Source organism: Chitinophaga alhagiae (genome assembly GCF_003568665.1).
Lineage (GTDB): Bacteria > Bacteroidota > Bacteroidia > Chitinophagales > Chitinophagaceae > Chitinophaga > Chitinophaga alhagiae.
The window spans coordinates 1446175-1458437 of the sequence record NZ_QXMH01000001.1; the positions used below are offsets into that span (position 1 = coordinate 1446175).

The following is a 12263-nucleotide window of genomic DNA, read 5'->3' on the forward strand; positions in this document are numbered from 1 at the left end:
TTGTAAAGATGAATGAAGCCCGGTTAAGGTACCGGGTCGTAACCGTGGCCTCCCCAGGGATTACACCGGAGGATGCGCCTCGTGGTAAGCCAGAAGCCTTTAAAGATACCATGCTTTTTGAACGCTTCCAATCCGTATTGTGAGCAGGTAGGCGTATATCTGCAGCGGGAGCCGAGCAGGGGGCTCAGGCACCACTGGTATATTTTGATGAGTATGATGAAAGGGATGCCGAGTATTTGCAGTATTTTCTTCATTATTGCACACTATCCGCCGGCCACTTGTTTGTTTCCTTTACCAGCTTCTCTAAAATTACCGAAAATTTATGGCGCAACGTGGGGAAATCGGGTATTTTTTTGTCTGTATAGATAAAAAAAACGGCCATCCGGGCGGATCTGGCCTGCAATGCATCGTACAGCACCTGTTTTTCCAGGCGGTAACATTCCCGGCCCAGGCGTTTGATGCGGTTGCGGTCTACCGCCCGGGGAAAGCGGCGGGAAGACACGCTGAAACCGGCCTGAACGGGGTACTTTTCCGTGGTGAGCCTGGCCGGCATAAAGATCACCCGGTAAGGGAAAACAGAAAACGCTTTTCCGTCCCGAAAAAGCGTTTCAATCATTTTCCTGCTTTTTAACTTCTCTTCCTTGTTAAAAGAATAAGTTTTTATGGCAATATGAATTTATGACGGATTATTTCAGCTTGCGCTCGTCAGATACAGTCAGTTTTTTTCTGCCTTTGGCCCGGCGGGATGCCAATACTTTACGGCCGTTGGCAGTTTCCATTCTCTTTCTGAAACCGTGTACGCTCTTTCTGCGTCTGTTATGCGGTTGAAAAGTACGTTTCATCTGTTAATGTTTGTTTTGCTTTGTCAGACGGAACCGCGCATGCCCGGTTTCATCCTTTTTTAATTTTTCACTTAAACTTTGATACCCTTCCGTTTCAGGCAGACTGTGATCAGCCCCGTTTAAAACGGAAGGCAAAGGTAGGGTAAAATATTTAAATTGAAAAGCAGGGGCGGAAATAAAAAGACAAAAAATGGAGGCAGACAATAATGTATTGATAATCAAATACCTATAAATAAACACCCCGCTTCAATCCCTGCCTGTTCCGGGGAAATCTGCGCCCGGGTACATGAACGGCCCCATCAGCAGGTCTGTTCCTCCCTAAAATAAAAACCGGGAGGCCATGTTTACAGCCTCCCGGTCTCCATTCGTTATTACGTTTATTTGGCAGGCGCGGCAGCGGTAGCCGAAATGCCCAGCTTGGTTTTCACGGCAGCCAGAATATCATCTCCGGCAGGTGAAACCAGCAGGCCACCCTGAGAGCTGTCCAGCACATAGTTGTACCCTTTTTCTTTGGCCACGTCTTCAATAGCTTTGCGGGCTTTGTCATATACCGGCCGCAGCAGTTCATTCTGTTTCTGGCCGATCTTTTCCTGGGCCACTTGCTGGAACTGCTGAATGCGTTGTTGTGCTTCCTGGATCTCTTTGGCTTTTACTTCCTTCATGGTTTCGCTCATGGTAGGAGTTTTGGCGAGCTCGTCGTCAAAAGCCTTCATTTTCCTGTTATATTCGTCAATGAGTGTTTTGCTTTCTTTTTCGAGATTTCCGGCAAAGGTTTCAATTTCTGTCTGAGCTTTTTTGCTTTCCGGCATAGCCTCTATCAGCGCCTGGGTATTGATATGCGCGATTTTGGACTGTGCAGAGGCCTTCACACTGCAAAAGCCGGTGAATGCAACAATTGCAATAATTACGTACTTCTTCATGATGATGTTGTCTAGTGTTTAAAAGAAAATAAAAAAGTTATAGGTAGAGAATAATGACTGGTTATTTTTTTACGCCCAGTGATTTCAGTATTTCCTCGCTTTTGTCCAGTTTCGGGTCTGAAAAAATAACGGTGATGCCGCCTGACTTGTCCAGCACAAAATCATACATACGCGCAGCCGCCAGCTTTTGTACAGCATTGTAGATCTTGTCCTGGATGGGCTTCACCAGCTCTTCCCTCTTCTTGAACAGGTCTCCCTCATACCCGAAGCGGCTCTTCTGCAGGTCTTTGGCGTCTTTTTCCCGCGCAATGATCTCGTCTTCCCTTTTCCGTTTCAGCTCGTCTGTCAGCATGACCTGTTCCGCCTGATAGGATTTGTACATCCTGTCTACTTCCTGGAACTTGGCGTCGATCTCTTTCTGCCACTGTTCAGCAATAGCATCCAGCTTCTTTTGCGCATCCTTGTAATCGGGAATGCTTTCAAGAATGTATTTGGTATCTATCACACAATACTTCTGTGCCAGCGCCCCCATTACGGAGCCAATTACCAAAGCCGCTGTGATCAAAAATCTTTTCATGTGAATAAGGTTTGTTAGGTTATACTGCATCCCGTTTCCGGGGGTTTCGCAATATATAATAAATATTTTATTCCGGTTCAAAGCCCAGCATGAAGGTAAACTTGGCGGCATCCTTCATTCCTGCGCCCGGCCTTAACCTATCCAATCCTATGCCATAGTCAAAACCAAGCAGGCCGAACATGGGCAGGTAGAAGCGCGCACCCACGCCCACAGAGCGCCGCAGGCGGAACGGGTCATATTCTTTGAAGTCGCGGTAACCGTTGGCCGCTTCCATGAATATGAGGCCGAAAATGGTGGAGCTCGGGTTGAGGCTGAAGGGATAGCGCAGTTCCATCACATATTTGTTAAACATGGTGAAACCGGAGTACCCTGCCGGTATGCCCCCGTTTTCCGGGTTCAGCTTCGGGTTGGAGGTATAATATACCGGGTATCCGCGTTGGGAAATAATGTCCCTGTCATATACCGCAAAGTTGCTCAGACCATCGCCGCCCAGCTCAAAGCGCCCGAAGGGAGAAAGCGTGGTGCGGTTGTTGTACCGGCCCAGGTAACCGAATTTGGCGGCCACTTTCAGTACCAGCGATTTATTGTCTGTACCGCGGGGGCGGCTGAGAGGCACGTACCATTCAGCGCTCATACGGTATTTCTGGTATTCAATGAACTTGAACTGTTCCGCAATAGGTTCGGCCTTGTAGTCCTTCTCCGGGTTGAACATGGAGTACGGCGGTGTGAACTGGCCATACAGCATAAAGCTGGAGCCGCTGCGCGGGAAGATCTGCTGGTCAACGGAAGAGCGCGCCAGCGTAAGGCGGAAGCTCAGGTTGTTGGACGTGCCGGTTTCGAAGCCGGGCATGCCAAAGTAGTTATAGTCCCACAGTTTATAACGCTGGTACTGAATGGAGTATTGCAGGGAGAACCAGTCGTCAGGCCAGCGCAGCTGCTTGCCCAGTGAAATGGAGCCACCCATAACCTTCAGGTATGCGTTTTCGTTCTCTACCGTCTGGCCATAATATTTGGCCATGGCAAACGGGCTCTGGTGGCTGCTGTAGAAGCTCACGGAGAAGGGGTTCCGTTTTTTGCCACCCAGCCAGGGTTCGGTGAAAGAGAAGTTATAGGAGCGGTATGCTTTACCGTTGGAAGATATCCTTACGCTCAGTTTCTGGCCATCGCCGCTGGGCAACGGGTCCCAGGTCTCTTTCCTGAAAATATTGCGCAGGGAGAAGTTGTTGAAGGTTACGCCGAGCGTACCGGTGAGGCCGATGTAGCCGCCCCAGCCCGCGGACAGCTCCAGCTGGTCATTGGCCCTTTCTTCCACTTTGTAGTCAATATCCACGGTACCGTTCTGCACATCGGGCACTGGATTGATGCCAATGGTTTCCGGGTTGAAGAAACCGAGCTGAGAAATTTCACGCTGGGAGCGCATCAGGTTCTGCCGGCTGAATTTTTCACCGGGCAGGGTGCGCAGCTCGCGGCGGATCACGTGCTCATTGGTCTTTTCGTTACCGGCAATGCGTATATCTTTGATGGTGGCCTGCGGGCCTTCCTGTATGCGGATCTCGTAGTCAATAGTATCTCCGCGGATACCAATTTCCACGGGGTCTACCTGGAAGAAGAGGTAACCGTCATCCATGTAGAGGCTGCCAATGTCCCCACCTTCGGGACCGGGAGGGTTGCCAAGGCGTTTGCCCAGCAGCTCCAGGTTATATACATCGCCCTTTTTAATGCCGAGGCCGCGGGAAAGCACGGTATCGCTGTACACGGTATTACCCCGCCAGGTAATGTTGCCGAAATAATATTTCTTGCCTTCTTCTATCTGCATTTCCACGTTCAGGTTCCCTTTGGCGGAGCTGTAGGTGGTGTCGTTCACGATCTGTGCGTCGCGGAAGCCTTTGGAGTTGTAAAAAGCAATGAGTTTTTCCTTGTCTTCAGTGTATTTGACGTCGTTAAACTTGGCAGAAGAAAAAAGGTGGAAGCGGAAGTAGGGGTCCAGTTTTTGAAGGGTACGGGTGGCGGAAAGGAAACCCATGTCTTTCCAGTAGCTGTCTGAAGTGGCCATGCTGTCCGTCCAGGCGTCAGCCATTTCAGGGTAAAGGGTGATGCGGGTCAGTTCCTTGGTGCCCTTCATTTTCTTCTTCAGCGCATTGTCTGCCAGGTTTTCGTTACCTACAATATTGATATCGTTCACCTTTACCTTGTTCCCCTTGGTTACCCAGAAGATCACAGATGCCGAATTAATGGCCGGCGGGGGGTCTTTTCTTTCTTCCATGCGAACGGTCACATTGCGAAAACCTTTTTCCGCGTAATACTTGCGTACTACGGCCAGGGTATTTTGCTGGAGTGCTTCCGTTACCACGCTCCCCTTGCGCAGGGCGGCCTTGGTAACCAGTTCGTCCGATTCGGATTTTTTAACGCCCCTGAATACAAAGGAAGACATCCGCGGCTTCTCTACCAGGTTGATTTCCAGCCATACTTTGTTGCCTTCTATTTTGGTGATGTAGATAGCGATGTTCGAGAACAGGCGTTGCCCCCACAGTGCCTGTATGGCTTTGGCAAAGTGGTCTCCGGGCATCACCACCTTGTCGCCAACAGCAAGGCCGGAGAGGGAAAGCAGTAATGATTTATCGAGAAACTCTGTACCGGTTACGGCAATGTCGGCAATGTCGAATTGCTGCGGGTTACCCAGGGAAAAAGGGCTGATGTCCGCCGGTCTTTCTGCCGGTGGGGGAACAGTATCCCTTTGTTGGGCACGCGCAGTTATACCCGCGCTGCAACATAAAACTACGGCCAGGAGGCTTTTAGGAAACGATTTCTTCATTCTGCTGTATTTGTTCGCTTGTTTTGCCGAATCGACGTTCTCTGGTTTGATAATTTAAGATGGCTTCGTAAAGATTCTCCTTGCGGAAATCGGGCCAGCGTGTACTGGTAAAATAAAGTTCCGCATAGGCCAGCTGGTACAATAAGAAGTTACTTATACGGTGTTCGCCGCTGGTCCGGATCATCAGCTCGGGGTCCGGCAGTTTGGCGGTGCATAGGTATTTTTCCCATAGTTCCGGCGTCAGCTCCTCCGGGTTAAGCTTGCCGGCCTGCGCGTCCCTTGCAACGCTGCGGGCGGCCTGCACTATTTCCCAGCGGGCGCTGTAGCTCAGTGCCATAACAAGGTTAAGCCCCTTGTTTGGCGCCGTAATATCCATAGCTTCCTGCAGCTCACGTTGGCAGTGAGCCGGCAGCATGGTCATATCTCCGATCACGTGCAGGCGTATGTTGTTCTTGTTCAGGGTATCCACCTCCTTGCGGATGGTGGTTACCAGCAGCTCCATGATACCATTCACTTCATACACCGGACGGTCCCAGTTTTCTGTAGAAAATGCGTACAGCGTAAGGTACTCTATGCCCAGCTCGGCACAGCCTTCCACTATATCGCGCACACTTTCCACTCCCTGATGGTGCCCGTAGAGCCGGTCCTGACCCCGCTCCTTGGCCCAGCGGCCATTGCCGTCCATAATGATGGCAATATGTCGAGGCAGTCGTTGCAGGTCTAATTGATCCTTCAAACTCATGACTATTTCAGGCGTGTTAAAAACAGATTTACTAAAAGTGTGCAAAGATACAAAAATAACTTTATGCCCTTTCCTGCAAAGGGGGCGGGGTGGTTTTAACGTAGTTTTAACGGGAATAGCGGCTGGGGGCGCATTTTGGGCCTTAGAACTTACAGCGGTAGGAGGTGAAAAGGATGCCCAGGGTGACCTCTATGGTGGCAAACTGGTCTTTATCCCGGCTATTGCCCCTTTGGCGGCCCATTTCCCCTATGGGCGGGCCTGTAACCGCCGAACGGTCCTGCAGAATGGCGGCTATGGTGTTGCTCCCGTCCGGCTTGGCGGCAAAGGCGTCCATCCCGGCGTAAGTGGTGCTCACATCGTCCAGGTAATCCGTTTGGGTGAAGCGGAACAGGCATTCCACCCCTATATTCAGCCGCCGGTTCAGGCTGTATTTGAAGCCGCCCCCTATGAGCCAGGCGTAGGAGTACAGCTGGTAGGGCTTGCGGTCCGGGAAGCGGCTGGTGCCCTGCCCTTCCGTATGCAGGGGCTGCAGAAAGTATTTGTTGTTCTGGTAATACGCATAGGGGTTAAAATGGAAAAAAGAGGCGCCCAGGGTGAGGTAGGGAGAAAACCGGTAGTTGTCGCTGCCGGGCTCAAAGCGGAAAAAGTTAAAATCCCCCTGTACGGCCAGCTCATACAGGTCTGTATTGAAGCTCAGATTGCGCCGCCGCTGGAAGCTGTTGGTATTGTAGACATCTGAATACCCCAGCTGCATGAAGCGGAAATGGGCCCTGGCCCCCACGTAACCATTGAAATACTTGCGGTAGTAAATGCCCACAGCGGGCTTGATGGCCTGCAGGCCGGTATGGGTGTTCAGGTCGCCAAAATAATGCGCGCCGCCGGCCGTAAAACCCAGTTCTCCCACGTAGCTCTCCTCGTTCTGGGCCAAGGCCTTGTTAAACGGCAGCAACGCCAGCCCGAGGGCGGCCGTTAGCAAAACCTTCAAATAAATACGCGATTGCAGCATAAAGTACCAGTAAAAACGTAAAATAAGCCATTTTCATCTGTGGGCCCCGGACTTTTTCAATGGCCTGATGCCACCGCGCATTCACATTCCCAGTCATAGAAACATTTCCCGGAAGCGGTTTTACCCGCCACTATCTGGCTTTTTCAAGGACAGACGGGAGCCTCGTAGGGGTGTTTGCCCCGTGCATAAACGCTTGGGGGGCCCGGCTTCGTATAACTTATTTTCTACCTGCATTACGGGTATCTATACCCCAAAGCAGCTTGTTGCGCAGGGTATGCAGGAAGTTGCCCTCATTGAGCCTCAGGAGGTTAATGCCAAAATCTTCCTTTTTTACGGCCAGCTGCACCCGGTTATCGATCACTTCCATACGCGAATCCAGCGTACAGATGAACTGGTCGCTGCGGCCTTCCACCTCAAAGGAAATGACATGATCATCCGGCACCACAATGGGCCTTACGTTCAGGTTATGGGGGGCTACGGGGGTGATCACAAAGCTGCCGGCCTCCGGGAACACAATAGGCCCGCCGCAACTCAGGGAGTAACCGGTGGAGCCGGTGGGGGTGGCCACAATCAGCCCGTCTGCCCAATAGGTGTTGAGGAACTCCCCGTTCAGGTAGGTATGGATCTTTACCATGGCCGAGGTGTCTTTTTTATGGATGGTAAACTCATTGAGGGCATAGGGCACTTCGCCAAACAGGGGGGAGCTGGCATCCAGGTGAATGAGGGTACGGCGGTCTGCCACATAGCTGCGGCTTACCAGGGAGCCCACAACTTCGTGGATCTCTTCGCGCCCTATGCTGGCCAGAAAGCCCAGCCGGCCAAAGTTGACGCCCATTACGGGAATGTTCTTGTCCCGTATAAAACTCACCGTGTCCAGCAGGGTGCCGTCTCCTCCGAGGCTGATCAGGAACTCTATGCGCCCGTCCAGGTCCGCCGCTTTGGAGAAAGTATCCGCATCTGCGGGAAACTGCACGTGGGGCCGCAATTCCTTGAAAAAAGGCTCGTACACTACGGGGGTGATCTCCTGGCGGTTCAGCTCATCCAGCAACAATCGTATATCTTCCAGGTCTTCCTTGACAAAACCGCGACTATAAAGGGCAACGTGCATTTACATATCCAGTTTAGCGTGTAAAAATAGGCCTTTTTCTCCCAATTGGTTGATGCTATATTCAACGCGGATGCAGGCGTCGTAGAACGAAACCACGTCCAGCCCCACTCCGGCCGTGTAAAGCATGCGGTTGTTGAGCTTGCCGTTCAGCACCAGGCCCTGGCGGGCATAACCATATCCCATATCCCCATAGGCTTTTGCCAATACGCGGATGGGCAGGTTGCTGAATTTTTTGGGTACTATGGGCAGGTGTACCTTGAAGTTCAGCAGCTCACGGCGCAGGGTGGATTTGAAAATGAAATAGCTGGTGGCGTCTATCACATAATATTCCAGGCCCCGCAGGTAATCGTCCGTATACCCCATGGCGCGCATGCCTATGTAGGGCTGCTTATCGGAGAGCTTGGCCTGCCCCATCAGGCTCAGGGCGCCGTAGGTTTTGCGCGCCAGCTCCCAGTATTTGGCGCCTTTCACCCTGAATTTGAAGTATTCCAGCCCGTTCAGCTGCCCGAAACCGGCGCGTGCCACCTCCGCATAAAAGCTCTGGCCTACCAGGGGGTATTGCCAGCTGTCTGCCTGGATGTAGTGCAGTTTGTAGGCCAGCTCCAGGTAGCCCATACTGGTACGGCCGTTGCCCAGGTAATCAGGGTTTTTGATGGCCACAGAATCGTCTACCGCCTCAAAGTAATAATTAAGCCCTACCTGGTGGCGGGTAGAGATGGCCTTGCGGTAGGTGTAGTTGACGCCCAGCGCAAACTGGCGGCGCAAGAAATCGTCTTGCCGGAAAAACTGCTGTTTATTGAGATCGGAAATGTAATTGATCTCCCTGTTGCGGCTGTAGGACACCACAAAACCCAGCCCCTGCCGGAGCTGGCGGTCTATATAGGGCAGGTTGTAGCCCAGCAGGAACTTCTGGGTGTAACCTACCGTTACGTCCGCATACACATCGTCCGCACGGCCGGTGAGGTTATCCTGGAATGCCTTTATGCCAACGTTCACACGGTTGAGGCTGCGTTTCTGCTCTACCCACCACTGGTTAAAATTGCGGTCTGCCAGCTTGAAAATAGGAAAAGCGAAGAGGTACCATCTTTCCCATACTTCGAATACAAAGTCCGCCTGGTTGCCATCCCAGTTTTTTACGTTGGCGGTGGTATTCAGGAAAAGGGAGGTATTCAGAAGCTGTTTACGGTTGGCTTCCAGGGTTTCCGCCAGGGTACGGAGGTACACGGTATCGCCGCGCTTTACATGCAACTCTCTGATAATAATGGAAGTACGCGTTTTTTTATTGCCAGATACCAGTATATTCCGCACAATCACATACCCGGAATCCTGCACCACGGCCAGCGGGCGGGGGGTGGTGGCGGTATCCGGCGGGGCGGCGGCGCTATCCTGCACCTGCGCGGCCACGGGGAGCGCCACGGCAAGCGCGGCCAGCAACACGGAGCAGGCAAGGCCGTAAAACAGCCTCCGGGCACTATCTTTTCGTATTTTTAAATGATTGGCCGCATTCATATCCGCGTTATGTAAAAAAGATGATGAATGCCTGGCATTTCCCTTTTTGTAATTGAAACAGTTGCATGCAGGATTGTAGGTTCTGCTTAAAAATAAGGCTTTTAGAACAACTACATACTGATGTAGTTCATCAGCAGGTCATAGTTCTTCTTCAGCAGGTCCTCTTCCAGCTCTTCGCTGAACATGTACTTGATGGTGTAGTTAAAGCGCTCAAAGGTGGCTACAAGGCCCTGCAATTCCTGCCGGTTGGTTTTGAGCAGCACTTCGAGGCGGGCGGTATTGGGGTTGGTAATAGTATTGACACTGAGAATGGTCACTTCGTTACTTTCGGCGATGCGGGCTATTTCGCTGAGGCTATAGTCTCTCGGTTCCACTTCCAGCACCAGCAGGCCACCGGGTTCCTTCACACCGTTATATTGCGCCAGTATGGCCAGCAGGTTGTCTTTCGTGATCATGCCCAGGTAGTCGTTCTCCCGGTTCACCACCGGCAGGGCAGACAATTTCTGGTCATAAAACAGTTTGAGGGCTTCATAAAAGTGGGCCCCTTCCGTAACGGCGGGCTTGAAGGTGTTGCCGTTCAGTGTTCCCAGCAGCATGTCAGGGTCTTCCCAATCCATCACACGGTCTTCCTCCACCAGCCCCAGGTACTTGTTATCTACTACCATAGGCAATTGCGTCAGATGAAATTCATTCATCAATCGTAATGCTTTTGCGCCGGTATCCATGGGATGCAAAACCGGCACTACGGTAGAAATAAGTTCCTGTGCCAACATAATAGATCGTGTTTCTGCTACAATAATAACAAAGAATATTCCAATACCGTGAAACTACCCTGTAAAAATTACAGAATCGCGGAGCAGTGGCAATGCAGTATGGATGAGCGGTTAAACGGCCTTCGGCTTGATGGCGCCGCTGTTGAGCCTTTTCAGGTAATCGTGCATGATCACGTTAAATTCGTCCGGCACTTCCATCATGGGGGCGTGGCCGCATTTGTCAATAAAGTGCAGTTCCGAGTTAGGGATCAGTTTATGGAACTCTTCACCCACCATGGGCGGCGTAACCGTATCGTTATTGCCCCAGATGAGCAGGGTGGGTGCTTGTATGGTTTTCAGCTCGTCTCCGAGGTTGTGGCGGATGGCGGATTTGGCCAGGGTGATGATCTTGATCACTTTCAGGCGGTTGCTGGTGATCTCGAACACCTCGTCTACCAGTTCTTTGGTGGCCATGGCGGGATCATAGAAAGTGAGCTCGGTCTTTTTGCGGATATACTCGTAATCTCCCCGTTTGGGATAGGTTTCTCCCATGCCGTTCTCGAAAAGGCCGGAACTGCCGGTGAGTATCAGGGATTTTACATCTTCCGGATGTTTGAGAATGTACACCAGTGCCACATGACCGCCGAGGGAGTTGCCCATGAGGTGAAAATTGGTATAGCCGCGGGTTTCAATAAATTTATGCACGTATTTGGCAAGGCCGCCTACGGAGGTTTCCAGGATATTCAGGTCAAACAGGGGCAACATAGGGATCACTACCTTATTGTATTGTTTGAAGTACTCCAGGAGGCCGCTGAAATTACTGAGGGCACCGAAAAGTCCGTGCAGCAGGATCACCGGTTCTCCTTCTCCTTCTTCTACAAATTTGAACTTGCCCTGTGTTTTGATTTCGTAATTCATTACCTATGCTTGAAGTCAATTTTGCGCTAAAATAATTCTTTTTCTTAATTCAAATAATTTCTAAGACGGCCCTACTGTACAGGCATTTCACGGGCCGCTCTTTCGAAGAATGCTTCTAGTTCAGCAAAAACATCCCTGAAAACCGGTAAAATACGGCCCATTTGCTCCATTACTTTAGGCCCGAGGTGTTCAATGTAGGGGTAGGTAACAGACTGGAGCTTCACTTCGGGGCTGAGCCAGTAGAGCTGGTTGGCCAGCCACAGCAGTACGCTGTAGCCCACCAGGAACACGGCGGCATACAGCAATATGCCGCCCAGGCGGTTTACCCAGCCCAGCATGGACCATTGCACCACTTTTTCCAGTGCGGCGGCGCCGAGGCGCACCAGTATCACTACCGCCAGAAAAATTACGATAAAACAGATCACAGGCCACCAGCGGCCCTGCATGCCGGACTGGGCCAGGTATGCGGCCAGCACGGCAGATAACTTTAACGCGGCGGCCAGGCCCAATACAAAGGCCACCAGGGAGAATACGGCCACAATGAGGCCGCGTGTGAAGCCCCGGTACACGGCAAAGGCCATGATAACGGCAAAAATAACGTCTATGGCCAAGGCCGCGGGAGGTTATTTGGTCAATAATTCTTTTACCAGCGCGGCAATCATTTTACCGTCCGCCTTGCCGGCCAGTTGTTTGGTAGCAGCGCCCATTACCTTGCCCATATCCGCGGGAGAGGTGGCGCCAACGGCGGCTACAATGGCGGTCAGCTCGCTGCGCAGGGTAGCCTCGTCCATCTGCCGGGGCAGGTAACGCTCAATCACCACCAGTTCTTCTTCTTCCTTCTGCGCCAGGTCAGGCCGGTTTTGCTGCCGGAAAATTTCCAGGGAATCTTTCCGCTGTTTGGCCAGCTTTTGCAGCAGTTTCAGCTCTTCTGCCTCAGAAAGTTCACCAGTGCTGCCTTCTGCGGTTTTGGCCAGCAACACGGCGGCCTTGATGGCGCGAAGAGCGCGCAGTTCAGCTTCCGCCTTGGCCAGCATGGCGGTTTTGATAGCGCCGTTGATGTTTTGTTCTAATGACATA

14 protein-coding genes are annotated in these 12263 nt (G+C 51.7%); all 14 read right to left on the minus strand.

Annotated elements, in window-relative coordinates:
• Nucleotides 1–23: 23 nt before the first annotated feature.
• On the minus strand, nt 24–254 hold the full coding sequence (yidD, locus tag D3A97_RS05670; RefSeq protein WP_119077425.1) for a membrane protein insertion efficiency factor YidD: 231 nt from the start codon (nt 252–254) through the stop codon (nt 24–26).
• Complete coding sequence (locus D3A97_RS05675; protein ID WP_317126378.1) at nt 254–676, minus strand: ribonuclease P protein component; 423 nt, start codon at nt 674–676, stop codon at nt 254–256. The genes yidD and D3A97_RS05675 overlap by 1 nt, the downstream gene beginning before the upstream one ends.
• Before the next feature lie 10 nt (nt 677–686).
• Entirely contained in the window at nt 687–842 is a 156-nt protein-coding gene (gene rpmH / locus D3A97_RS05680) for a 50S ribosomal protein L34 (protein WP_012788729.1), read from the minus strand.
• Between the two features lie 377 nt (nt 843–1219).
• Entirely contained in the window at nt 1220–1762 is a 543-nt protein-coding gene (locus D3A97_RS05685) for an OmpH/Skp family outer membrane protein (protein ID WP_119077427.1), read from the minus strand.
• 61 nt (nt 1763–1823) lie between these two features.
• The gene (locus D3A97_RS05690) at nt 1824–2339 is read right to left on the minus strand and encodes an OmpH/Skp family outer membrane protein (RefSeq protein ID WP_119078449.1); all 516 of its coding nucleotides are present in this window, start codon (nt 2337–2339) and stop codon (nt 1824–1826) included.
• A gap of 67 nt (nt 2340–2406) precedes the next feature.
• Complete coding sequence (locus D3A97_RS05695) at nt 2407–5151, minus strand: BamA/OMP85 family outer membrane protein (protein WP_119077428.1); 2745 nt, start codon at nt 5149–5151, stop codon at nt 2407–2409.
• Nucleotides 5132–5893, minus strand: coding sequence for an undecaprenyl pyrophosphate synthase (gene uppS / locus D3A97_RS05700; RefSeq protein WP_119077429.1), 762 nt, complete (start codon nt 5891–5893; stop codon nt 5132–5134). Before uppS ends, D3A97_RS05695 begins: the two co-directional genes overlap by 20 nt.
• Nucleotides 5894–6035: 142 nt before the next feature.
• Nucleotides 6036–6878 (minus strand): type IX secretion system protein PorG, encoded by an 843-nt coding sequence (porG, locus tag D3A97_RS05705; RefSeq protein WP_232825858.1) that lies wholly within the window; start codon nt 6876–6878, stop codon nt 6036–6038.
• A gap of 238 nt (nt 6879–7116) precedes the next feature.
• Complete coding sequence (locus D3A97_RS05710) at nt 7117–8007, minus strand: NAD kinase (RefSeq protein WP_119077431.1); 891 nt, start codon at nt 8005–8007, stop codon at nt 7117–7119.
• Entirely contained in the window at nt 8008–9516 is a 1509-nt protein-coding gene (locus D3A97_RS05715) for a POTRA domain-containing protein (protein WP_119077432.1), read from the minus strand.
• A gap of 110 nt (nt 9517–9626) precedes the next feature.
• Complete coding sequence (locus D3A97_RS05720; RefSeq protein ID WP_119077433.1) at nt 9627–10289, minus strand: CBS domain-containing protein; 663 nt, start codon at nt 10287–10289, stop codon at nt 9627–9629.
• Nucleotides 10290–10400: 111 nt separating this feature from the next.
• Nucleotides 10401–11186 (minus strand): alpha/beta fold hydrolase, encoded by a 786-nt coding sequence (locus D3A97_RS05725; RefSeq protein ID WP_119077434.1) that lies wholly within the window; start codon nt 11184–11186, stop codon nt 10401–10403.
• A gap of 71 nt (nt 11187–11257) precedes the next feature.
• Nucleotides 11258–11797: a CvpA family protein gene (locus D3A97_RS05730; RefSeq protein WP_119077435.1), complete on the minus strand. Its 540-nt coding sequence runs from the start codon at nt 11795–11797 to the stop codon at nt 11258–11260.
• 12 nt (nt 11798–11809) lie between these two features.
• Complete coding sequence (locus tag D3A97_RS05735) at nt 11810–12262, minus strand: GatB/YqeY domain-containing protein (protein WP_119077436.1); 453 nt, start codon at nt 12260–12262, stop codon at nt 11810–11812.
• Between the last annotated feature and the right edge of the window lies 1 nt (nt 12263).